Annotated in this window: 18 protein-coding genes; 11 read left to right on the forward strand and 7 right to left on the reverse strand. The window is 72.9% G+C overall.

Annotated features, from left to right (window positions below):
• The first annotated feature begins 78 nt into the window (after positions 1 to 78).
• Both cobM and cbiE read left to right on the forward strand, forming a co-directional pair.
• On the forward strand, positions 79 to 933 hold the full coding sequence (gene cobM, locus M1E25_RS09230; protein WP_251412645.1) for a precorrin-4 C(11)-methyltransferase: 855 nt from the start codon (positions 79 to 81) through the stop codon (positions 931 to 933).
• Positions 930 to 2,237, forward strand: a complete 1,308-nt coding sequence (cbiE, locus tag M1E25_RS09235) for a precorrin-6y C5,15-methyltransferase (decarboxylating) subunit CbiE (RefSeq protein ID WP_251412462.1) — start codon at positions 930 to 932, stop codon at positions 2,235 to 2,237. The genes cobM and cbiE overlap by 4 nt, the downstream gene beginning before the upstream one ends.
• Before the next feature lie 35 nt (positions 2,238 to 2,272).
• On the opposite strand, the gene M1E25_RS09240 is transcribed toward cbiE, so the two are convergent.
• Complete coding sequence (locus M1E25_RS09240; RefSeq protein WP_251412464.1) at positions 2,273 to 3,493, reverse strand: RNA-guided endonuclease InsQ/TnpB family protein; 1,221 nt, start codon at positions 3,491 to 3,493, stop codon at positions 2,273 to 2,275.
• A 203-nt stretch (positions 3,494 to 3,696) separates the two neighbouring features.
• On the opposite strand from M1E25_RS09240, the gene cobJ reads away from it, so the two are divergent.
• From cobJ to cobC, 3 genes are all read left to right on the forward strand, one after another.
• Positions 3,697 to 5,427, forward strand: coding sequence for a precorrin-3B C(17)-methyltransferase (cobJ, locus tag M1E25_RS09245; RefSeq protein WP_251412466.1), 1,731 nt, complete (start codon positions 3,697 to 3,699; stop codon positions 5,425 to 5,427).
• Positions 5,428 to 5,497: 70 nt separating this feature from the next.
• On the forward strand, positions 5,498 to 6,430 hold the full coding sequence (locus M1E25_RS09250; RefSeq protein WP_251412648.1) for a sirohydrochlorin chelatase: 933 nt from the start codon (positions 5,498 to 5,500) through the stop codon (positions 6,428 to 6,430).
• Positions 6,414 to 7,490 carry an Rv2231c family histidinol phosphate aminotransferase CobC gene (cobC, locus tag M1E25_RS09255; RefSeq protein ID WP_251412467.1) on the forward strand — a complete coding sequence of 359 codons (1,077 nt, stop codon included), beginning with the start codon at positions 6,414 to 6,416 and terminating at the stop codon, positions 7,488 to 7,490. Before M1E25_RS09250 ends, cobC begins: the two co-directional genes overlap by 17 nt.
• A gap of 32 nt (positions 7,491 to 7,522) precedes the next feature.
• Here cobC and M1E25_RS09260 read toward each other — a convergent pair whose 3' ends face one another.
• On the reverse strand, positions 7,523 to 8,611 hold the full coding sequence (locus M1E25_RS09260; protein WP_251412469.1) for a choice-of-anchor P family protein: 1,089 nt from the start codon (positions 8,609 to 8,611) through the stop codon (positions 7,523 to 7,525).
• Positions 8,612 to 8,976: 365 nt separating this feature from the next.
• On the opposite strand from M1E25_RS09260, the gene M1E25_RS09265 reads away from it, so the two are divergent.
• The gene (locus M1E25_RS09265; RefSeq protein ID WP_251412651.1) at positions 8,977 to 9,756 is read left to right on the forward strand and encodes an isocitrate lyase/phosphoenolpyruvate mutase family protein; all 780 of its coding nucleotides are present in this window, start codon (positions 8,977 to 8,979) and stop codon (positions 9,754 to 9,756) included.
• A gap of 75 nt (positions 9,757 to 9,831) precedes the next feature.
• Here M1E25_RS09265 and M1E25_RS09270 read toward each other — a convergent pair whose 3' ends face one another.
• Positions 9,832 to 10,923, reverse strand: a complete 1,092-nt coding sequence (locus tag M1E25_RS09270; protein ID WP_251412471.1) for an amidohydrolase family protein — start codon at positions 10,921 to 10,923, stop codon at positions 9,832 to 9,834.
• 385 nt (positions 10,924 to 11,308) lie between these two features.
• Here M1E25_RS09270 and ectA point away from each other — a divergent pair, with 385 nt between their 5' ends.
• The 4 genes from ectA (at position 11,309) to thpD (ending at position 14,609) form a co-directional block, all read left to right on the forward strand.
• Entirely contained in the window at positions 11,309 to 11,863 is a 555-nt protein-coding gene (gene ectA / locus M1E25_RS09275) for a diaminobutyrate acetyltransferase (RefSeq protein ID WP_251412474.1), read from the forward strand.
• A gap of 49 nt (positions 11,864 to 11,912) precedes the next feature.
• On the forward strand, positions 11,913 to 13,181 hold the full coding sequence (ectB, locus tag M1E25_RS09280; protein WP_251412476.1) for a diaminobutyrate--2-oxoglutarate transaminase: 1,269 nt from the start codon (positions 11,913 to 11,915) through the stop codon (positions 13,179 to 13,181).
• Positions 13,182 to 13,238: 57 nt separating this feature from the next.
• Positions 13,239 to 13,643 (forward strand): ectoine synthase, encoded by a 405-nt coding sequence (locus M1E25_RS09285; RefSeq protein WP_251412478.1) that lies wholly within the window; start codon positions 13,239 to 13,241, stop codon positions 13,641 to 13,643.
• Positions 13,644 to 13,709: 66 nt separating this feature from the next.
• Entirely contained in the window at positions 13,710 to 14,609 is a 900-nt protein-coding gene (gene thpD, locus M1E25_RS09290) for an ectoine hydroxylase (protein ID WP_251412479.1), read from the forward strand.
• Between the two features lie 216 nt (positions 14,610 to 14,825).
• Here the strand turns inward: thpD and M1E25_RS09295 are convergent, their stop codons facing one another.
• Positions 14,826 to 15,890 carry an aminotransferase class V-fold PLP-dependent enzyme gene (locus M1E25_RS09295; protein ID WP_251412481.1) on the reverse strand — a complete coding sequence of 355 codons (1,065 nt, stop codon included), beginning with the start codon at positions 15,888 to 15,890 and terminating at the stop codon, positions 14,826 to 14,828.
• A 111-nt stretch (positions 15,891 to 16,001) separates the two neighbouring features.
• Complete coding sequence (locus tag M1E25_RS09300; RefSeq protein WP_251412483.1) at positions 16,002 to 17,522, reverse strand: aldehyde dehydrogenase (NADP(+)); 1,521 nt, start codon at positions 17,520 to 17,522, stop codon at positions 16,002 to 16,004.
• A 262-nt stretch (positions 17,523 to 17,784) separates the two neighbouring features.
• On the opposite strand from M1E25_RS09300, the gene M1E25_RS09305 reads away from it, so the two are divergent.
• Entirely contained in the window at positions 17,785 to 18,957 is a 1,173-nt protein-coding gene (locus M1E25_RS09305) for a TerD family protein (RefSeq protein WP_251412654.1), read from the forward strand.
• Between the two features lie 75 nt (positions 18,958 to 19,032).
• Here M1E25_RS09305 and M1E25_RS09310 read toward each other — a convergent pair whose 3' ends face one another.
• Together M1E25_RS09310 and M1E25_RS09315 are read right to left on the reverse strand one after the other, a co-directional pair.
• Positions 19,033 to 20,472 carry an alkaline phosphatase PhoX gene (locus tag M1E25_RS09310; protein ID WP_251412656.1) on the reverse strand — a complete coding sequence of 480 codons (1,440 nt, stop codon included), beginning with the start codon at positions 20,470 to 20,472 and terminating at the stop codon, positions 19,033 to 19,035.
• Between the two features lie 138 nt (positions 20,473 to 20,610).
• On the reverse strand, positions 20,611 to 22,125 hold the full coding sequence (locus M1E25_RS09315) for a hypothetical protein (protein ID WP_251412485.1): 1,515 nt from the start codon (positions 22,123 to 22,125) through the stop codon (positions 20,611 to 20,613).
• Positions 22,126 to 22,154: the final 29 nt, after the last annotated feature.

A 22,154-nucleotide genomic window follows, 5' to 3' on the forward strand; every position in this document is an offset into this window, starting at 1 on the left:
GCCGACCGCGCCGCCGACCGCACAACCGACGGCACCCGAACCGGGACCGAGAACCCGGCGACGAACAGGAACCCCACCATGCCCGAACGGCCCTGCGGCAAGGTGACGTTCGTGGGCGCCGGCCCCGGCGCCGCGGACCTGCTGACCTTCCGCGCCGCCCGCGCCCTCGCCGACGCCGACGTGGTCGTCTGGGCGGCCAGCCTGGTGCAGGCCGAAGTCCTCGACCACGCCCGCGCGGACGCGGAGGTGCTGGACTCCGCGGCCATGTCCCTGGAGGACGTCCTCGCCGTCTACCGGCGGGCGGTGCGGGACGGGCTGCACGTCGCCCGCGTGCACTCCGGTGATCCCGCGCTGTGGGGCGGCACGCAGGAACAGCTCGACCGGTGCGTGGAGATGGGCCTGGAGGTCGAGGTGGTGCCGGGGGTCTCCGCGTTCTCCGCCGTCGCCGCGATCGCCCGGCGGGAGCTGACGATCCCCGAGGTCGCCCAGTCGGTGATCCTGACCCGGCTCGGCGGCGGGAAGACGCCGATGCCTCCCGGCGAGGAGGTCCGGGAGTTCGCCCGGCACGGCACCACCATGGCGCTGTTCCTCTCCGCCGCCCGCTCCGGCCGGCTGGCCGCGGAACTCCTCGAGGGCGGCTACCCGGAGGACACTCCGGTGGTCGTCGCCCACCAGGCCACCTGGCCGGAGGAACTGGTGGTGCGCTGCACCGTCGGCACGCTGGAGGAGACGGTCAAGGAACACCGGCTGTGGAAGCACACGCTGTTCCTCGTCGGCCCGGCCCTGTCGGCCTCCGGCACCCGCTCGCACCTCTACCACCCGGGCCACTTCCACGGATTCCGCCGGGCCGACCCGGCCGCGCGCCGGGCGCTGCGCGGGCGGGCGGTCCCCGGCGCCGACGGGCCGCGCGGCGGAGCGGGGCACCGGCCGTGATCAGTGTCATCGGCACGGGCACGGGTGCTCCGCTGCCCGCCGGGGCCGCGGAAGTCCTGGCCTCGGCGCGGCTCGTGGTGGGAGCCCGGCGTCATCTCGACGCCGTCGCGCTGCCGTCGGGCGCGCGCCGGATCGTCCTCGGCCCGCTCGCCCCCGCGATCGACGCCGTGGAGGAACGCCTGAGGACCGCGGCGCCGGCCGGCCCGGGCGAGGTGGTGGTCCTCGCCTCCGGCGACCCCGGGTTCTTCGGCATCGTCCGGGCTCTGGCCAGGCGCTTCGGCGCCGCCGCCCTCGACGTCCACCCGGCCGCACCGTCCGTGGCGGTCGCCTTCGCCCGCATCGGCCTGCCCTGGGACGACGCCGTGGTGGTCAGCGCGCACGGCCGCGACCCCCGCACGGCCGTCAACGTCTGCCGGGCGCACCCCAAGACGGCCGTGCTGACCGGACCGGGCGCGGGCCCCGGCGAACTAGGCGCGGCACTGGCCGGAACCGGGCTGGAACGCACCCTGGTCGTGGCCTCACGCCTGGGTGACCCGGCCGGTGAGCGCGTGGAACGGCTGACCCCGGACGAGGCCGCCGCCCGCAGCTGGCCGGAGGACGTCTCCGTCGTCCTGTGCCTCGACGAGGGCCGGGCGTACCCGCCCGGCGCGTCGCTGACGGCGGCGGGCGCCCTGCGTCCGCCCGGTCAATGGGCCCTTCCCGAGGCCGACTTCGAGCATCGCGCCTCCCTCGTCACCAAGTACGAGGTGCGGGCGCTCGCCCTGGCCCGCCTCGGCCCAGGGCTCGGCGACCTGGTGTGGGACGTCGGCGCGGGCTCGGGCTCGGTCGCGGTGGAGTGCGCCCGGTTCGGGGCGGCCGCGGTGGCCGTCGAGAAGTCCGCGGACGACGTCCGCCGGATCCGGGCGAATGCCGCCGCACACGGTGCGGACGTTCAGGTCGTGCACGGCGAGGCACCGCACGCTCTGGCCGGACTCCCCGCCCCGGACGCCGTGTTCGTCGGCGGCGGCGGCCGGGATCTGGCCGCGATCACCGCAGCGTGCGCCGGACGCGCGCGGCGCAGCGTCGTGGTCGCGCTCGCGTCCCTGGACCGGGTGCCGGCCGCCCGTGCCGCGCTGGAGGAGGCGGGCCTGGCGACGGACGGGGCGCTGCTCCAGTCGTCCCGGCTGGCCCCGCTGCCCGGTGGGGTGTCGCGGCTGGCCGCGGCCAACCCGGTCTTCCTGCTGTGGGGCACGCGCCCCGCGGCGGGCCCGACTCCCGGCAGCCCCGGACGGGCTGCCTCCGGAACCGAAGGAGCATCGACTTGACATCCTCCCCTCCCTGGAGGGAGGGGATTCATGGCTCAGGCTGCCTCCGGGAGCAGCGCTCCCGGGGGTCTTACGCCCTCGGCACCAGCCGGGTTGAGACCAGCCCGGACCAGCATCACGCGGGCGGAGTTCTTGTCCCTGGGGGATACGACTCCGCACGCGGTGCAGGTGTAGGTACGTTCCGAAAGAGGAAGTGCGTGCTTGGTTCTCGCTCCGCACGCCGCGCAGTCCATGGTGGTGTGTGCGGGGTGCACGAGACGCACATCGCGTCCGTGCTTGCGGCCCATCTCGATCAGGGCCGTCTTCGTGGCGCCGATCGCCGGGTCGGCGGCTTTGCGGGCCATGGTGGTCTTGGCCAAGAACTTCGGCCGGAAGTCCTCGACGGCGATCGCGTCATGGTCCCGGACGGCCTTCTTCGCCCACTTGCGGGCAGTGTCCTGCCGCTGCCGGGCGACCTTCTTGTGCAGCTTCGCGGTCTGCGCCTGGGCCTGCCGGTAACCCTCGGACGCGGCCTGCCCCTTGGCGGGCCGCCGCCGGGCCATCATCCGCTGATAGCGCGCGAGGCGCCGAGCGGCGTTCTTCCCGTGCTGGACATGGGGGAGGTCGTGGGCGTCGCTCGTGGTGGTGGCGGTCTCCCTGACGCCCCAGTCCACGCCGAGGATGCGGCCCGTCGCGGGAAGCGGCTGGGTCTCGGTGGCGACGACGAAGGAGGCGTACCAGTGGCCGATGGAGTCCTGGTACACGCGTACCGAGGAGGGTACGGCCGGCAGTTCGCGGGACCACACCACCGTCAGGACGATGCCGCCCGCGAGGTGCAGGCGGCCGTCCTTGAGGCGGAAGCCCCGGGTGGTGTAGTTCAGCGTGGGCGGCGCGTCACGCTTCCGCTTGATCCGGGGCATCCCTGCGCGCTGCCACATCGGCAGCCCGGCCTTGATGTCCTTCATCGCCTTGGCGCGGGACTTCGCGAAGTCCCGGACGGTCTGCTGCTGCGGCACCGAGGCGCCCTCACGAAGCCATGCCATCGCAGTGCGGGCATCGGTCAGCATCCTGTCGAGCTGAGCCGGGCCGCACGTCGCTTTCTCGGCCGCATCCCGGTTCAGGGCGTGGACCTTGCGGGGCATGGCCACGCATTCGTTCCAGATCCACCGGCAACGTGCCCACTCGGCCATGAGACCGGCGCGGGCGGCCGACGACACGCGGAGCCGGTGGGTGTACCGGGCATGCCCGGCATCCTCCGCCTTCGCTTCCGTCGTCATGCCCGACAACCTATCCGGGAGCACTGACAGTTGAGAGTTCTTGATCAAGTGGCCTACCTAACCACCACCGTGGTGAACGCCGAATCGCCCTGGCGGCGATTCGCCTTTCCCTGCCCTGCTCCGCAGGAGCTTCGTTTCTCCCCCGCAAGCGGGAGGCACCCCCACCCCGGCCTTCAGGCCGGGGCATCCACGAAGGAGATCTGGTGATCGGCCTCATCTCCGCCACCGCCGCGGGCGCCGCCGCCCGCGACCGGCTGGCCGCCGCGTGGCCGGACCGTACCCGGGTCTACGACGGGCCGGTCCGCGCGGCCGTGGAGCTCGCGTTCGCCGAGTGCGGCCGACTGGTCTGCTTCCTGGCCGCCGGTGCGGTCGTCCGGCTGACCGCCCCGCTGCTCGCGGACAAGGAGACCGACCCGGGTGTGGTGTGCGTCGACGAGGCCGGGCGGCACGCCGTCGCCCTGCTGGGCGGCCACGCGGGCGGTGCGAACGACCTGGCCGAGGCCGTGGCCGAGGTGCTGCCGGGCTGCCGGCCGGTGGTGACGACGGCGACCGACGCGGTGCACCTGCCCGGCCTGGACACCCTGGGGTGGCCGGTCGAGGGCGCGGTGGCCGCGGTGACCCGGGCAATCCTCGACGGGCGGCCGGTCGCGCTGCGCTCCGACGTCACCTGGCCGCTGCCCGCGCTCCCGGTCAACGTCCGCCCCGGTACGGCGGGTTCGGCACAGGACGCGGCGGCTCTGTACGTCACCGATCGAGCCATGGAACCGGACGCGCACACCGCTGTGCTGCGCCCGCCGTCCCTCGTCGTCGGTGTCGGTGCCAGCCGAGGGGCCCCGGCCGACGAGGTCCTCGGGCTCGTCGCGGAGACGCTGGCCGATGCGGGCCTGTCCGCGCGTTCCGTCACTGCCCTGGCGACCGTGGACGCCAAGGCCGGCGAGCCCGGTCTGGTCGAGGCGGCCCGCCGGCTCGGCGTGGAGCTGCGGACCTTCCCGGCGCCGGAACTGGCCGCGGTGGAGGTGCCCAACCCGTCCGGGGCCCCGCTCGCGGCGGTGGGCACACCGAGCGTCGCCGAGGCCGCCGCGCTGCTCGAGGCCGGGCCCGGGGCCGAACTGCCGGCCGCCAAGCGGAAGTCCGCGCCTCGTGGCCGCCCGGCGATGGCCACGGCGGCCGTCGCCCGCAGGAGGCCGCGAGGCCGGCTCGCCGTCGTCGGCCTGGGCCCGGGCGCCCGTGACCTGCTCACCCCGCGGGCCCGCGACGAACTGCGGCGGGCGTCGACCGTCGTGGGGCTCGACCAGTACGTGGATCAGATCCGCGATCTGCTGCGCCCGGGAACCCGGGTGCTGGAGTCGGGGCTCGGCGCCGAGGAGGAGCGGGCCCGCACGGCCGTCGCGGAGGCCCGCGCGGGTCATGCGGTGGCGCTGGTCGGCAGCGGAGACGCCGGGGTGTACGCAATGGCCTCCCCAGCGCTGGCGGAGGCCACGACCGCACCGGACGGCTCGGGGATCGACGTCGTGGGGGTTCCGGGCGTGACCGCGGCCCTCGCGGCGGCGGCCGTCCTCGGCGCCCCGCTCGGCCACGACCACGTGTACATCAGCCTGTCGGACCTGCACACGCCCTGGGAGGTCATCGAGCGGCGGGTGCGAGCCGCCGCGGAGGCGGACCTCGTCGTGACGTTCTACAACCCGCGCAGCCGGGGCCGGGACTGGCAGTTGCCGAAGGCGCTCGGCATCCTCGCCGAGCACCGCGCACCCGGGACCCCGGTCGGCGTGGTGCGCAACGCCAGCCGCCCCGACGAGCGCACCCTGCTCACCACGCTCGCCGCACTCGATGCCGGGGTGGTCGACATGATGACGGTGCTCCTCGTCGGCAACACCGCTTCCCGCGATGTCGCGGGACGGATGGTGACCCCCCGCGGCTACCGGTGGCAGACCTGATGCCGCCGCCCCGCTCCGCACGGCCCGTGCCGTCGTCCGCAACCACCCCGCGTATGCCGTTTCGAGGAGAATCATGACCACCACGCCCGCGCTGCTCGTCGCCGGTCACGGCACCCGCGACGAGGGCGGCGCCGACGCGTTCCGCGACTTCGTCCGGGAGCTGGGTGAACGCAACCCCGGACTGCCCGTGGCGGGCGGCTTCATCGAACTGTCGCCGCCGCCGCTGGGCGACGCCGTCGCCGAACTCGTCGGGCAGGGGGCGCGCGCGTTCGCCGCGGTTCCGTTGATGCTGGCATCGGCGGGCCACGCGAAGGGCGACATCCCCGCGGCGCTGGCCCGGGAGAAGGAGCGCCGTCCCGGCATCACCTACGTGTACGGCCGGCCCCTGGGCCCGCATCCGAAGCTGCTGGAGGTGCTGGAGCGGCGGCTCGACGAAGCCCTCGGCCAGGCGCGGCGCACCCCGCAGGACCGCGAGGACGTCATGGTGCTGCTGGTGGGCCGCGGTTCGACGGACCCCGACGCCAATGCCGAGGTGCACAGGGCGGCGCGGCTGCTCTGGGAGGGCCGCGGCTACGGGGGCGTGGAGACCGCGTTCGTGTCGCTCGCGGCGCCGGACGTGCCCTCGGGTCTGGAGCGCTGCCGCAAGCTGGGCGCCCGGCGGATCGTGGTCCTGCCGTACTTCCTGTTCACCGGCATCCTCCCGGACCGGGTGCGCAGCCAGACGGAGGGCTGGGCCGATGCCCACCCGGAGCTCGAGGTGGTGTCGGCCGATGTCATCGGCCCCGCCGAGGAGTTGCTGGACCTCGTCATGGAGCGCTACCGGGAGGCGGTGCAGGGCGACATCCGGATGAACTGCGACGCGTGCGTCTACCGGATCGCCCTGCCCGGTTTCGAGGACAAGGTGGGCCGGCCGCAGCTGCCGCACCACCACCCGGACGACCCGTCGGGTGCCGGGCACGGGCATCACCACCACGATCACGACGGTCATGCCCACGCGCACTGAGCCGGCGCCGGGCGTGCACGATCTGCGGCATCACGGCGACGCGGAGGTCCGGGGCGCGGAGGCCGGGTTGACGGACCTGGCGGTCAATGTCCGGGACGGCACACCCCCGCTCTGGCTGACGGAGCGGATCGCGGCCTCGCTCGGCGCGCTCGCCGCCTATCCGGACGGCCGGGCGGCGCGGGAGGCGGTGGCGGCCCGGCACGGTCTGCCGGTGGAGCGGGTGCTGCTGACGGCCGGGGCGGCCGAGGCGTTCGTGCTGATCGCGCGGGCGTTCCCGGCCCGCCGTCCGGTGGTGGTGCACCCGCAGTTCACCGAGCCGGAGGCGGCGCTGCGGGATGCCGGGCGGCCCGTGGAGCGGGTTCTGCTCGGCGAGTGCGACGGGTTCCGGCTGGACCCGGGCGCGGTTCCGGCCGATGCCGACCTGGTGGTGGTGGGGAATCCGACGAACCCCACCTCGGTGCTGCATCCTGCTCGCGTGCTGGCCGAGTTGGCCCGGCCGGGCCGGACGCTGGTGGTGGACGAGGCGTTCATGGACGCCGTGCCGGGCGAACGCGGGTCCCTGGCGTCCCGGACGGACCTGCCCGGTCTGGTGGTGCTGCGCAGTCTGACGAAGACGTGGGGGCTGGCCGGACTCCGCGTCGGCTACGTGCTGGCCGGTCCGGACGAAGTGACGGCTCTGGAGCGGGCCCAGCCGCTGTGGCCGGTCTCGAGTCCCGCGCTGGTGGCGGCGGAGGCGTGCTGCGCTCCGGCCGCTCTGGCGGAGGCGGCGGACGCCGCGCAGCGGATCGCCGCGGACCGGGCCCATCTGCTGGGCCGACTGGGCGAGTTGGACGGTGTGCGGGTGTGCGGGCCGGCCGAGGGGCCGTTCGTCCTGCTTCGGGTGGCGGACGCGTCGGGCGTACGGGCCCGGCTCAGGGAGCGCGGGTTCGCCGTACGCCGGGGAGACACGTTTCCCGGCCTGGGGCCGGAATGGCTGCGGTCGGCGGTCCGGGACTGCCGGACCACCGACCGGTTCGTGACTGCCCTCCGGTCCGTGCTGCGGCCGGAGGGGGCCCGGTAGGCGGGGGTTCGCCCCCGCCCACCGGCGCCGGATCAGTCCTGCTGGGCCGTGGCGGCCCGGCGGCGCCTGGTGAGGACGAGCGCGCCCGCACCGGCCACCATCAGCACACCCGCGCCCGCGGCGAGGTAGGGGGTGCTGGAGCTGCTGCCGGTCTCGGCGAGGCCGCCGCCACCGGTCGAGGCACCGCCGTCGTCACCCGCGGTGTCACCACCGGCCGTGCCGGTGGTGGTGCCTTCGGTGTTGCCGCCGTTGTCGTCGCCCTCAGTGGTGCCGCCGTCGGTCTGGCCACCGTCGGTGTTGCCCTCGGTGGCACCACCATCGGTCTGGCCGCCGTCCGTCTGGCCGCCGTCGGTGTTGCCGCCGTCGGTCTCGCCACCGGTCGTGTTGCCGCCCGTGGTGTCACCCTCGTCCGCCAGCGGAGCGCGGCAGGTCGCCTGCGACAGGATGACCGAGCCCTTGACCTTCGTCTGGGCGAGCGTGTGCACGGTGACGTTGAGGCGCACGGCGGTGGCGATGGCGTTGCGCTCGGTGGTGCGGGTCTCGGCGAGGCCCAGGGTCACACGGCCGACGCCCGTGACGGGGACCGTCCTGGTGCCGTGGAGATCGCCCTTCACCGGCTTGCCGAGGACCGTGAGGCCGACGACCTTGGAGTGGGCGCGCGGCTTCGCACCGGCGACGCACGTCGCCTTCGCGGTGGCCAGCTCCACCCTGACCAGCGGATCTCCAACGTTCAGGCCCGGCAGGCGCACCGTGGCGTTCGCCAGCTTGGCCTCGCCGACGGCCCGGCGCTTGTTGACCTTGGCGTCGGCGGTGGCGACCTGGGCCTTGATCATGTTGAAGGATTGGCCGCCGTTGATGCCCTTCACCTTCGCGTCGAGCAGTTTCTCGTTCTCGTTCTTCGGCGCGTCCACGTCGTTCAGGACGAGGTTGAGCGGCACCTCGGCGACGTTGAGCGCCTTGACTTTGAGGTTCGCGCGGAGGACGACCGCACCGGCCTTGCCGTCGCGGGGTGCGGCATTCGCCGGCGCCGCGCCGAAGAGCACGGGACCCAGGGCGATGGCGGCGGTGGACAGCGCGGCCGCGGTACGGCGTGCGGGCGTGCTGAAGGCGGAGCTGTTCAAGGTGTGGAACCCCCACAAGAGACGTAAGTGCCGCACGTGTCGCCTCGAAATGGCCCAGGGGGACACCGCGACGCGAACGGCTTCGACTCCGTACATGATTGCGCACGCTGGGTGAAGAACTGGCCACTTAGCGCCAGTTCACTCGAACGGGTGGTTTTCTTTCGCGACATTCGAATTACCACTCTCGGTGTTCGCAGCGGCCCCAGACGTCACATGACGTGACCGCCGAACCCGTGATCACCGACAACGGACCCCGTCACGGCCCGCTGCGACCCGACAGCGACGGCTACCGCCTCGCACAGAACCATCGGACAAGACCACAATCCGGCCGCTGCACCCACGGTGCCGACCACCCACAAGTGCCCGTGAGTCACGGCGACCGGCCGCTCCTCCTGGCGAACGCCTGGGACCACGCCTCGGGCGCGGCGCTGGCCGCCCGGGGTTTCGCGGCGATCGGCACCACGAGCCTCGGCGTCGCGGCGGCGGCCGGACTGCCCCGACGGAGCCGGGGCCACCCGCGAGCAGACCCTGGCCCTCGGCCGCGGCCCGGCCCGTCTCCCGGTGCCGGTCAGCTTGGACGTCGAGGGAGGCTGCGGCGGCGGCCCGGAGGAGGTCGGCGAGCTGGCGGCAGAGCGCTCGACGCGGGGGCGGCGGGAATCAACCTCGAGGACGGCCGACCGGACGGTTCACTGGTGCCGACGGCCCGGCAGTGCGAGGTGATCACCGCCGTCAAGGAACGCGCCCCGGAGCTCTTCGTCAACGCCCGCACCGACACCCACTGGGTCACTCTCGGTTCGCCGTCGGGTCCGCTGCCGGGCACCGTCGAACGCGCGGAGGCCTACCAGGGGGCGGGGGCCGACGGCGTGTTCGTCCCGGGGGTGGGCGACGCCGGCGAGATCGGGGCACTCGTCCGGGCGCTCGACGTGCCGCTGAACGTCCTGTTCACGCCGGGCGGGCGGACGTTCGAGGAACTCGCCGACCTGGGTGTGGGGCGCGTCAGCTGTGGTTCGCTGCTCTACCGGGCCGCCCTGCACCGCGCCGTGGAGCCGGCCTGGGGCATCGGGCACCCCGGCGCCCCCGAGCCCGGCATCCCGGGCTACGCGAGGACCGCCGCGCTCGCCGAGGCATTCACCGGCCGGCACTGAGCCCCGACCGGCCACCGCACCGGGGCGGACAGGGACGGGCGGCAGGGAAACCTCGGATCCGGCCCCGGGCCGGGTTCAGCCCACGACGCGTCCGCCGAGCAGCACCCGGTCCGGCGCCGCCAGAACGCGGACGTCCTCGCGCGGGTCGGCCTCGTAGACGACCAGGTCGGCGGGCGCGCCCTCGGCCAGCCCCGGCCGGCCCAGCCACGCGCGTGCTCCCCAGGTCGTGGCCGACAGCGCCGCCAGCGGCGGAATACCTGCCGTGACCAGCTCGGCGACCTCGGCGGCCACCAGGCCGTGCGGCAGCGATCCTCCGGCGTCGGTGCCGACGAAGACCGGGATGCCCGCGTCGTACGCCGCGCGGACGGTGTCGTAGCGGCGCTCGTGGAGCCGCCGCATGTGGTCCGACCAGCGGGGGAACTTCGCCTGGCCGCCGTCGGCGAGCTTCGGGAACGTGGCGATGTTCACGAGCGTGGGCACGATGGCGACCCCGCGCTCGGCGAACAGCGGGATCGTCTCCTCGGTCAGGCCGGTGGCGTGCTCGATGCAGTCGATCCCGGCCTCCACCAGGTCCGTCAGGGACTCCTCGGCGAAGCAGTGCGCCGTGACGCGGGCCCCCAGCCGGTGCGCCTCGGCGATGGCCGCCTCGACCGCTTCCCGCGGCCAGCAGGCACCGAGGTCACCGGTCTCCCGGTCGATCCAGTCGCCGACGAGCTTCACCCAGCCGTCGCCGCGGCGGGCCTCCTGCGCCACGTAGGCGGTGAGGTCCTCCGGCTCGATCTCGTGCGCGTAGTTGCGGATGTAGCGCCGGGTGCGGGCGATGTGGCGCCCGGCACGGATGATCCGCGGGAGATCTTCGCGGTCGTCGGTCCAGCGGGTGTCGGAGGGCGAGCCGGCGTCCCGCAGCAGGAGCGCTCCGGCGTCGCGGTCCGTCAGGGCCTGCTTCTCGGTGGTCGAGTCGTCGACCGGGCCGTGGGCGTCGAGGCCGACGTGGCAGTGGGCGTCCACCAGGCCTGGCAGTACCCAGCCGGTGAGGGTGCTCGCCTCCCGGGCCCCGGCGGGCCGCTCGAAGGTGATGCGCCCCTGCGCCACCCACATCTCGTCCCGGACGTCGTCGGGCCCGACCAGCACCCGCCCCTTGATGTGCACCACCGCGCCGTCGCTCATGGCTCGCACTGTACGAGGCGCCGGCGGAAGGGGACAGCGGTTGCGGGAACGAGAAATCGAGATATCTTTTGCAGGCGCCTTTCCCAATTCCTTCGGCGGCCAGCTTCCCGTCTTCTTCTGCCCGGATTCCGCGACCTCAAACGCGCGATTTTTCACCCGTGCAGACCCGGGCGAAACGGTCACGTGAGCTACGCGTGAGCGGACCGTTACCCACATGTGATGGGCTTCACAAGTCGCCCGGTTCCGCCCGGAAAATCGCTGAAAATCCGCATGAAACCAGGGTCGAGCGCCCTCGCGCTCGCGCGTACGCGATACCATATGCACACTGGTTTTGTAACCCGTTCCCGCGATGCAATTTTGGATTTCGCTGGGTAAATTCAAATACATGACCGCCGCACAAGCAGACGTTGCACGTGCCCATGAATTCCACGAAATGCCGGAGGGGCTGAAGCTCGATGCACCGCGCCTGGAGGACGGGAGCGCCCTCTGGCGCATAGCCCGCGACTCCCGGGTGCTCGACCTCAACTCCTCGTACAGCTACCTCCTGTGGTGCCGCGACTTCGCCGCCACCTCCGTGGTGGCACGTGACGCGGACGGCGACCCGGTCGGCTTCATCACCGGCTACCTGCGCCCCGACCAGCCGCAGACGCTCTTCGTGTGGCAGGTCGCGGTCGACGAGGCACAGCGCGGCCGTGGACTGGCCGGCGCACTCCTCGACGGGCTCGCTGCGCGCGTCTGCGCGGCTCACGGCGTCCGTGCCCTCGAGACCACCATCACGGACGACAACGCCGCCTCGATCCGGCTGTTCACCTCGTTCGCGCAGCGGCACCACGCCTCCGTGAACCGCGACGTGCTCTTCGACTCCTTCCCGGACGAGGGGCACGACCCCGAGGTGCTGTACCGGATCGGCCCGATCGACGTGTCGCCGGCCCCGCGCTGAAGCCATAGGACTTCCCCGAACCCCGCCTCCCACATCCCAGGAGCCTGTCGTGACCATCACCCCGCCCGCCCTCAGCGTCTTCGAGACCCTCGAGTCCGAGGTGCGCAGCTACTGCCGCAGCTGGCCGGCCGTGTTCGACCGAGCCCAGGGCAGCTACATGTACGACGAGGACGGTCACACGTACCTCGACTTCTTCGCCGGTGCCGGTGCGCTGAACTACGGCCACAACAACCCGGTTCTCAAACGCGCCCTGCTGGACTACATCGAGCGCGACGGCGTCACCCACGGCCTCGACATGGGCACGACCGCCAAGCGCGCCTTCCTGGAGTCCTTCCAGAACACGATCCTGCGCCCGCGCGACCTGCCCTACAAGGTCATGTTCCCGGGCCCGACGGGCACCAACGCGGTCGAGGCCGCGCTGAAGCTGGCCCGCAAGGTCAAGGGTCGCGAGGCCATCGTCAGCTTCACCAACGCCTTCCACGGCATGTCGCTCGGCTCGCTCGCCGTCACCGGTAACTCGATGAAGCGGGCCGGCGCCGGTATCCCGCTGGTCCACGGCACCCCGATGCCGTTCGACAACTACTTCGACGGCACCGTCCAGGACTTCCTGTGGTTCGAGCGGCTGCTCGAGGACCAGGGCTCCGGCCTGAACCAGCCCGCCGCGGTGATCGTCGAGACGATCCAGGGCGAGGGCGGCATCAACGTGGCCCGCGCCGAGTGGCTGCGCGCCCTGGCCGACCTGTGCGAGCGGCGCGACATGCTGCTCATCGTCGACGACATCCAGATGGGCTGCGGCCGTACCGGTCCGTTCTTCTCCTTCGAGGAGGCCGGGATCACGCCGGACATCGTCACCCTCTCCAAGTCCATCAGCGGCTACGGCATGCCCATGTCGCTGACGCTCTTCAAGCCGGAGCTGGACGTGTGGGAGCCGGGCGAGCACAACGGCACCTTCCGCGGCAACAACCCGGCGTTCGTCACCGCGACCGCCACGATGGACACCTACTGGGCCGACGGCCAGATGGAGAAGCAGACCCTCGCGCGCGGCGAGCAGGTCGAGCAGGCTCTGCGCGCCATAGTCGAGGAGCACCCGCGGCTCGGCGGCACCTACCGCGGCCGTGGCCTCGCCTGGGGCATGGAGTTCACCGACAAGGAGCGCGCGAACAAGATCGCCCGTCGTGCCTTCGACCTGGGCCTGCTGATCGAGACCTCCGGTCCGCAGAGCGAGGTCGTGAAGCTTCTCCCGCCGCTGACCGTCTCCCCCGAAGAGCTGGACGAGGGCCTGCGCATCCTCGCCCGCGCGGTGCGCGACACCGTCTGAGGCCGACGGCCGGACGTCCCGCCCACCGCATCCGCAACAGAAAGGCAGACAACCACCGTGATCGTTCGTTCCTTCAAGGACATCGAGGACACCGACCGCCACGTCAAGTCGGCGTCGGGCACCTGGGAGAGCAAGCGCATCGTGCTCGCCAAGGAGCGCGTCGGTTTCTCCCTCCACGAGACCGTGCTGTACGCCGGCACCGTGACGTCGATGTGGTACGCCAACCACATCGAGGCCGTGCTCTGCGTGGAGGGTGAGGCCGAGCTCACCAACGACGAGACCGGTGAGAAGCACTGGATCACCCCCGGGACGATGTACCTCCTGGACGGGCACGAGCGCCACACCATGCGGCCGAAGACTGATTTCCGCTGCGTTTGCGTCTTCAATCCTCCGGTCACCGGCCGTGAGGACCACGACGAGAACGGCGTGTACCCCCTGCTGACCGAGCCCGAGGACGGCTGAAACGTTCCTGACGGGGCAGGAACGTGAGAGCAGGCACGTACACGAGAGGAGAAAAGGAGCAGCGCCATGACCACCGCACCCGAGCGAACGGCCGATCTCTATCCGACGCGCGGAGCCACGGAGGTGATGACCCCCCGTCAGGATCCGGTCGTCTGGTCCGAGCCGGGGGCTCCCGGTCCGATGAGCCAGGAGGACATCCGCGGCTACGACCGCGACGGCTTCCTCGCCATCGACCAGCTCATCACCCCGGACGAGGTGGCGAAGTACCGCGCCGAGCTGGACCGCCTGACCTCCGACCCCCTGATCCGCGCCGACGAGCGCTCGATCGTGGAGCCGAAGAGCCAGGACGTGCGGACCGTGTTCGAGGTCCACAAGATCAGCGAGGTGTTCGCCGATCTGGTCCGTGACCCCCGGGTCGTCGGCCGCGCCCGGCAGATCCTCGGGTCCGACGTCTACGTCCACCAGAGCCGGATCAACGTCAAGCCCGGGTTCGGTGCCAGCGGCTTCTACTGGCACTCGGACTTCGAGACCTGGCACGCCGAGGACGGTCTGCCGAACATGCGGACCGTGTCCGTCTCGATCGCGCTGACCGAGAACCACGACACCAACGGCGGCCTGATGATCATGCCGGGTTCCCACAGGACGTTCCTCGGGTGCGCGGGGGCCACCCCGAAGGACAACTACAAGAAGTCGCTGCAGATGCAGGATGCGGGCACGCCCTCGGACGAGGCGCTCACGGACTTCGCCGGCCGGCACGGCATCAAGCTGTTCACCGGCAAGGCGGGTTCGGCGACCTGGTTCGACTGCAACTGCCTGCACGGTTCCGGCGACAACATCACGCCGTTCCCGCGCAGCAACGTCTTCATCGTCTTCAACAGCGTCGAGAACGAGGCCGTGGAGCCGTTCGCGGCACCGATGCGCCGGCCGGAGTTCATCGGCGCGCGGGACTTCACCCCGGTGAAGTGACCGCACTCCGAAGCGACCGGCTCCGGCCGGGTGGTCTCTGCCGGAGATCTCCCGGCCGTGCCACGGCGGGCGGATCCGATGTTCCGCCCGGTGGTCGGACCGCCGGGCGGGACCTGGGACCCGCTCGTCACAAGAGCCCCGCCCGAGCTGCCTCGTGCAGCCGGGCGGGGCTTCGTGCGTTCCGCGTCGTTCGCTCGCCGCCCGGGGTGCCCGGTGTCAGCGCTGCGGAGGGAAGCCCTCCAGGACGTCCAGCACCCGGTCCACGTCGGAGCGGGTGTTGTACAGGTGGAAGGCGGCCCGCAGGTTCCCGGCCCGCACGGACAACTGCGCTCCCGCCTTGACCAGCGCCTCCTCGGCATGCCCGAGGCCGGGGACGGACACGATGGCGGATCCGGGCGCCGGCACCGGCCGGTGGCCCAGCCGAGTGAGACCGTCCCGGAACCGGTCGGCGAGCGCCCGGTTGTGGGGTCCGATGACCTCGGGGGTCACCTCCTCGACGACGGCGAGGGAGTGCTGGGCGGCGAGGTAGGGCAGCATGGCCGGGCTCTCGTCGTAGCGGCGCGCGGACCGGGCGAGGGGCTCGACGACCCCGTAGGTGCTGCTCCAGGGTTCCTCCGCGGCGGCCATGCCCGCGAAGATCGGCCGCAGGCCGTCGTCCTCGCCGGGCACGACGAGGAACGAGGTCCCGCGCGGGCAGAGCAGCCACTTGTACGCGCCGCACACCGTGTAGTCGAAGTCGCCGGCCCGCAACGGCAGCCAGCCGGCGGACTGGGTCGCGTCCACGAGCGTGCGAGCCCCGTGGGCCTCGGCGGCGGCACGGATCGCGTCCAGGTCGGCGATGCGCCCGTCCGCGGACTGGACGCTGCTGACAGCGACGAGCGCGGTGCCCGGCCGGACGGCGTCCGCCACGTCCTCCAGCGGCACGCTGCGCAGTTTCAGGTCGCCGCGGACGGCGAACGGGTTGACGAGGGAGCTGAAGTCGCCGTCGGCGACGACGACCTCGGCCCCGCTGGGCAGGGCGGAGGCCATCAGGCCGACGTGGACGGCGACGGCCCCGGCCACGGCCACCCGCCCGGCCGGCACCCCTACCAGCCGGGCGAAGGCCGCACGGGCGACTCCCGCGGACTCGAAGCCGGCGCCGGGCACCGGACGCCCGGCGACGCAGTCCTCGACGGCCCCCCGGAGCGCGGCGGCCGCCCGTTCCGGCAGCAGGCCGGCGGTGGCGGTGTTGAGATAGACGGTCTTCGGCGCGAAACGCGCGCCCCCCGGACTGTTTTCCATAACGGCCAATATGCGTCCCGCAGCCCCGTCCGTCCATGGCGCATGGTCCGGCCCGCGTTCCCGCGAACGTCCCGACCGGGGATGATGCCGACGTTCCGGCGGCCGGCCGGTTCAGCGTTCCGGACGGCCGTCGACGCGCCGGGGCAGTCCGAGTGGGTTGTCCTCGCGGAGCTCCGGCGGCAGCAGGGCGGCCGGGGTGTTCTGGAAGGCGACGGGCCGTTGCCAGCGCTCGATCGCCGTGCTGCCCACGGACGTCGAGGTGGACGTGGCCGCCGGGTAGGGGCCTCCGTGGTGCTGCGCCGGGGCGACGGCCACGCCGGTCGGCCAGCCGTTGACGACCACCCGGCCCGCGAGGGGAGTGAGCCGGGCGAGGAGCCGGGACCCCGCCCCGCTGTCCTCCTCCTCGGCGACGTGCAGGGTCGCCGTGAGGTTGCCCGGCAGCCGGGCCAGCACCGCGGCGATCTCGTCGTCGTCCTCGTAGCGCGCCACCACGGTGACCGGGCCGAAGCACTCCTCGAACAGCAGGTCGTGGCCGGTGTCGGCCAGCCGCGCGGCCCGGACGGAGAGGAAGCCCGCGCTGACCGCGGTCTCCCCGCTCTGCCCGGGGGTCACCGGGCTCTCCACGCCGGGCAGCTGCAAACGGTCGCGGACGCCCGCCACGAACGCCTCGCGCATGCGCGAGTCCAGCATGACGCTCTCGGTGCTGTCGCTGAGCTCATCGGTCAGCGCGCCGACGAGACGGTCGCCGTCCTCGCCCGAAGGGGCCAGCACGAGGCCGGGCTTCACGCAGAACTGGCCGGCTCCGAGCGTGACCGACCCGGCGAGCCCGGCGCCGATGGTGCCGCCCCGCTCCGCAGCGGCGGCGCGGGTGACGACGACGGGATTGAGACTGCCCAGTTCACCGTGGAAGGGGATGGGGACGGGCCGGGCCGCCGCCGCGTCGAACAGGGCTCGTCCGCCGCGCACGGATCCGGTGAACCCGGCCGCGGCGACCAGCGGGTGCTCCACGAGGTCGACTCCGGCGCGGAAGCCGTGGACGAGTCCGACCACCGCCTCGGGCAGCCCGCAGGCGGCAGCCGCCCGGCGCAGTACGGATGCGCACAGTTCGGACGTTGCGGGATGATCCGGGTGCGCCTTGACGACCACGGGACAGCCGGCGGCCAGTGCGCTGGCGGTGTCGCCGCCCGGCACGGAGAAGGCGAGCGGGAAGTTGCCGGCGGCGTAGACGGCGACGACGCCGAGGGGCACCTTGTATCGGCGCAGGTCGGGCCGCGGGACGGGCTGCGCGCCCGGGTCGGCGTGGTCGATCATCACGTCGAGGAAGGCGCCTTCGTCGACGATTCCGGCGAAGGCCCGCAACTGGTGGCAGGTGCGCGCCAGTTCGCCGTTGAGCCGGCCGGGTCCGAGCGCGGTCTCGGCGTCGGCCGCCTCGATCACGTACTCCCGGGACGCCTCGAGGAGGTCCGCTGCCGTGCGCAGCAGGGCGGCACGGGCCGGCCGGTCCGCGAGCGCCTCCCTGGCTGCGTGGGCCGCGCGGACGGTGTCGTCGACCTCTTCGGCCGTGGCCTCGTCGGCAACGTGCTCGCGCTGCTTACCGGTTCGGGGGTCGATACTCCAGACCGCTGCTGTCACCGCGCATCCTTCCCTGCTGCCGCGCGGGGACGTCGGACGCTCAAAGCGGGTCGGCGTCCCCGGTGATGACCCCCTTGCGGACCCTAAGTGGCCCGCGACGAGAGGGTCAAGACTGCTCACCACCTGCACCGATGCCTCCCCGACGGGGTTCGGCACACCACGGCGGCGGCCGTGTGCGGGGCGGCGGCGGCCCGGCGGCGCCGTCCGGCGTGGGGCGTGGAACCGCGAACCGGGGTCGTTCGTTACCCCGGGCATGACCGCAATGACCCCTGGCTCGAACCTGCCGCTGCCCGTTCCGAACGTGACGGTGGACGTCAGCGCGCCGGTGCCGCTCGATGTGTCGGGCCTGCTGCTCGCCGCCGACGGCAAGGTGCGCTCCGACGACGACTTCGTCTTCTACAACCAGCCCGACGGTCCCGGTGTGACGCACCGGGCGGGCGGCGGCGCGGGGCCGGATTCCGTGACAGTGGACACCGCCGCGATTCCGGACGGCATCGAGAAAATCGTGGTGACCGCCAGCCTCGGCGCACCGGGGACCACCTTCGCCGGGACCGAGCCGACCGCGACGGTCCGCAGCGCCGGGGACGGCAGCGTCATCGCCACGTTCACCCCGCCGCAGCTCGGCACGGAGACGGCGCTGGTCGTCGTGGAGGTGTACCGGCGCGGCGGGGCGTGGAAGGTGCGCGCTGTCGGCCAGGGCTACGCCGACGGGCTCGCGGGCATCGCCACCGACTTCGGCGTCAGCGTGGAGGAGCCGGCCGCCGCACCGGCCCCGACGGCTCCCCCGCAGCCCGCAGCCGCTCCCCCGGCGCCCGCCGTCGCACCGGCACCTGCGCCCGCCCCGGGCGCGGGCGCGGGCAAGATCAACCTCGACAAGGGCCGCGTCAGTCTGCAGAAGAACCAGACGGTGTCGCTGGTGAAGGGCGGCGCCCCGTTCATGGCGTCGGTGCGGATGGGGCTCGGCTGGGAGCCGGCGTACCGGGGCAAGGACATCGACCTGGACGCCTCGGTCATCGCCTACGGCCCGGACCGCAAGAAGATCGACGCGTGCTACTTCGGCAAGCTCGCCATCCTGGGCGGCGTCATCCAGCACTCCGGGGACAATCTCACCGGTGAGGGCGGCGGGGACGACGAGGTCATCACGGTGCATCTGCGCGATCTGCCGCAGCAGGTCACCGGCCTGGTGTTCACCGTGAACTCGTTCTCGGGCCAGAAGTTCACCGAAGTCGCCAAGGCCTACTGCCGCCTGCTGGACGCCGGATCGGGAGAGGAGCTGGTCCGGTTCGATCTGACCGGTGCCGAGCCCCGTACCGGCGTCATGATGTGCAAGCTCATCCGCCAGTTCTCCGGCGAATGGGAGATGACGGCGATGGGCGAGTACGTGGACTCGCGGACCGTGCGCGGCATGGTCAAGCCGGGCGGCCAGGCCCTCTGAGGGCCTCGACATCTCCGGAGCAACGCCGTCGGTCCGTACCGGCACGGAGGGCCGGTACGGACCGCGGGCGGCTGCTCAGCGGGGCTGGCGCTTCCAGGGCCCGCTGATGGCCAGCATCAGTCCGGGGTCCTGGATGTTGGCGTAGAGGGTCTTGCCGTCGGGCGAGAAGACGACACCGGTGAACTCGCTGTACACCGGCTCGGATTCGCTGCCGATGTTGATCTCGTTGCGGGCGATGGGGTAGGTGCGTCCGCTCTCGGTGGCACCGAACAGGTGCTGGATGCCATCGCCGTCCTCGGCGATGACGAGCCCACCGTACGGGGAGACGGTGATGTTGTCCGGGCCGTCGAAGGCGCCGTCCTTCGACGGGTCCGGGTTGACGCCGAAACGCACCTTCAGCGTGAGGGTCCGGCGGCGCGGGTCGTAGAACCACACCTGGCCGTCGTGCGCGACGGGGCTCTCCTCACGGGCGAACGACGAGACGAAGTACGCGCCGCCGTCGGCCCACCACATGCCCTCGAGCTTGCGGGCGCGGGTGATCTCGTGGTCGCCGAACTGCTTGCGGATCGGCGTGGACCGGGCGTCCCGGTCCGGCACCTCGGCCCAGTCCACCCCGTAGACGGTGCCGACCTCGGTGGCCCGCGACAGGTCGTCGACGAAGCGGCCGCCGGAGTCGGTGCACACGGCCGCGGCGAGCACGCCGGCGTCGTCGGCCAGGGTGCGGAACTTCCCGCGTCCGTGGGTGTAGCCCTCCGGCGGAGTCCAGCGGTAGAGCAGCCCGTTGGGGCCGGAGGAGTCCTCGGTGAGGTAGGCGTGGCCGCGCTTGGGGTCGATGACGACGGCCTCGTGCTCGAACCGGCCGAGCGCCTTGACGGGCTTCGGGTCGCGGTTGGCACGGCGGTCCTGCGGGTCGACCTCGAAGGCGTAGCCGTGGTCCTTGGTCATGCCGTTCTGGCCGGCCTTGTCGGCGTTCTCCTCGCAGGTCAGCCAGGTGCCCCAGGCAGTGCGCCCGCCTGCGCAGTTGGTCGACGTGCCCGCGATGCCGACCCACTCGGCGACGTGGGCGCCGTCCACCTCGACGACCGTGCAGCCGCCGGCGGCGGCAGGATCGTAGACGAGCCCGTCGGTGAGCGGCACCGGGTGCTCGACGTCGGCCCGCGGGCCCTTGATCTCGTGGTTGTTGACGAGCAGCGTCACGCCCCGGGGGCCCTCGAAGGTGGACGTGCCGTCGTGCTTGGCCGGCGTCGGCTCACCGGATTCGAGCTTGGTGACGCCGGTCCGCGTGATCACGCGGTAGGAGAAGCCGGCGGGCAGGGCGAGGACGCCCTCGGGATCGTCGACGAGCGGGCCGTAACCGAGCCCGGAGGCGTCGCGGGCCGGCTCCTCCCGGTCGGAGTCGCTCGGGACGCCGATGGCGCCCGGTGCGGTGGCAAGCACCCCGACGCTGCCCGCCAGGGCAACGCCGGCGCCGGTGTAGGCGGAGCGCTTCGCGAACTCTCTGCGGCTGAGCGGCATGGTCATCTCCCGGATGGCCGAGTCTGTCCTTGTGTTCTGCGGCCACGCTGTCCCCCGAGGGGGAACAGCGGTTGAACACGACACGTCATCCGGGCGGACCCGTCGCCAATCCTCACCGGCGCCGGGCGGCCGACGGCCTCATCCCCCGTGTCGGGAGCGCGCCTTGAAAGCGGCCTTGCGGGCCTCCTTCGCGACCGCACGGTCCGGGTGGAGCCGGCCCATCGCCTCCAGCACGTCGGCCGTCGCCGGGTGGTCGACCCGCCAGACGGTGTCGAAGAAGCCGCTGTGTCCGCTCACCAGTCCCTGGACGAGCTCCCGCAGTTCGGCGGAGTCGCTCTGCGCGGTCAGCTGTGCGGCGATGGTGTCCACGGTCAGCCAGAAGACCATGTCCTGCGGGGGCTCGGGGACGTCGGCCGCGCCGTTCTCGGTCAGCCACACCCGGGCGAGCCCGCCGAGGTGGGGGTCGTCGAGCACCTCGCGCAGGGCCGGCTCGGCTTCCCGGCCGACCAGGGAGAGAGCCTGCTGGCAGCCCAGCCGGCGCAGGGGTGCGCTCTCGTCGTCACCGCGTCCGGCGGCGAGCAGTTCGCGGGCGGCCGAGGCTGCGTCGCGCCGGGCCACCCACAGCTCCACCTCGGCGCGCGCGGCGGACTCCGGGTAGTGGGGCAGCCGGTCGAGGAGGACGTCGGCGCCCTTGTCGCTCAGGTCCCCCACCGCCGGGGCCTCCACGCCGGCGTCGAGCATCCGCGAGCGCATCCCGTAGACGCCGAGGGGCGTGAGCCGCACCATGCCGTAGCGGGTGATGTCCTCCTCGTCGCCGAGCGCGGCTGCGTCCGCCCCGTCCCGGTCGTCGCCGATCTCCTCGACCAGCGCCTCGTCCATGGGTCGGTACTCGACGAAACCGATGGGCGCGAGCAGCCGGAACTGGTCGTCCAGGCGCATCATGGCCGTCGACACCTCCTCGAGGACGTCGTCGGTGGGCTCGTCCATGTCGTCGGGGACGATCACGGATGCGGCGAGGGCCGGGAGCGGCACGGCCCGTTCACCCGCCTCGTCCTCGAGCGCGGTGAGCAGGTAGAGGTTGCCGAGGACGCCGTCGAGGAAGGCCGCCTCCTCGTCGGCGTCCCAGTCGAGCTCGTCGAGGTCGGGTTCGCCCCCCTCGGCGATGCCGTCCAGCAGATCCTCGAGATCGGGCGCGCAGGCGTCCGCGAGAACGCCCTCGAGCCCGTCCAGCCAGATCTCGAGGACGTCGTGGGGGGAGCCGGAGGTGAGCAGGTCTTCCGCGTCCTGGCCGGGTTCGGCGTAGGCGGGGACCGGTACGGGGGTTCCGTCCTCGCCGACCGGGCCGGCCTCGCCGCCCGGGACGTCCTCGGCGTCGGCTTCGACCAGTTCGACGAGACCGGTGTCCACGGCGAACCGCCAGGCGTCGTCGGCATCCGCCGGGCCCGTGTCGTCGTCCGCGAGCCCGAGGTGGGCGACGGCCTCGTTCAGCTGCTTCTCCAGGAGCGTCCCGGTCACGCCGACGGGGATCCGGGGCCCGGACCAGCGGGCGAGCCGGACGGCCCGGGAGTAGAGCGGAGCCGCGAGGGCCTCCCGGGCGAGCTCCGCCTCGGAGGGCAGCCGCACCGGCGGCATGGTGGTGCGTTCTCCGGACATCAGGGGGGTCTCCTCGAAGCTGCGGGACC

The organism is Streptomyces meridianus (assembly GCF_023703325.1).
GTDB lineage: Bacteria > Actinomycetota > Actinomycetes > Streptomycetales > Streptomycetaceae > Streptomyces > Streptomyces meridianus.

Excerpts from the sequence above, each read along its gene's own strand:
- cobM (WP_251412645.1), top strand. The coding sequence starts at position 79 with ATGCCCGAACGGCCCTGCGGCAAGGTGACGTTCGTGGGCGCCGGCCCC.
- M1E25_RS09240 (WP_251412464.1), bottom strand. The coding sequence starts at position 3,493 with ATGACGACGGAAGCGAAGGCGGAGGATGCCGGGCATGCCCGGTACACC.
- cobC (WP_251412467.1), top strand. The coding sequence starts at position 6,414 with ATGCCCACGCGCACTGAGCCGGCGCCGGGCGTGCACGATCTGCGGCAT.
- M1E25_RS09270 (WP_251412471.1), bottom strand. The coding sequence starts at position 10,923 with ATGAGCGACGGCGCGGTGGTGCACATCAAGGGGCGGGTGCTGGTCGGG.
- ectA (WP_251412474.1), top strand. The coding sequence starts at position 11,309 with ATGACCGCCGCACAAGCAGACGTTGCACGTGCCCATGAATTCCACGAA.
- thpD (WP_251412479.1), top strand. The coding sequence starts at position 13,710 with ATGACCACCGCACCCGAGCGAACGGCCGATCTCTATCCGACGCGCGGA.
- M1E25_RS09295 (WP_251412481.1), bottom strand. The coding sequence starts at position 15,890 with ATGGAAAACAGTCCGGGGGGCGCGCGTTTCGCGCCGAAGACCGTCTAT.
- M1E25_RS09305 (WP_251412654.1), top strand. The coding sequence starts at position 17,785 with ATGACCCCTGGCTCGAACCTGCCGCTGCCCGTTCCGAACGTGACGGTG.
- M1E25_RS09310 (WP_251412656.1), bottom strand. The coding sequence starts at position 20,472 with ATGCCGCTCAGCCGCAGAGAGTTCGCGAAGCGCTCCGCCTACACCGGC.
- M1E25_RS09315 (WP_251412485.1), bottom strand. The coding sequence starts at position 22,125 with ATGTCCGGAGAACGCACCACCATGCCGCCGGTGCGGCTGCCCTCCGAG.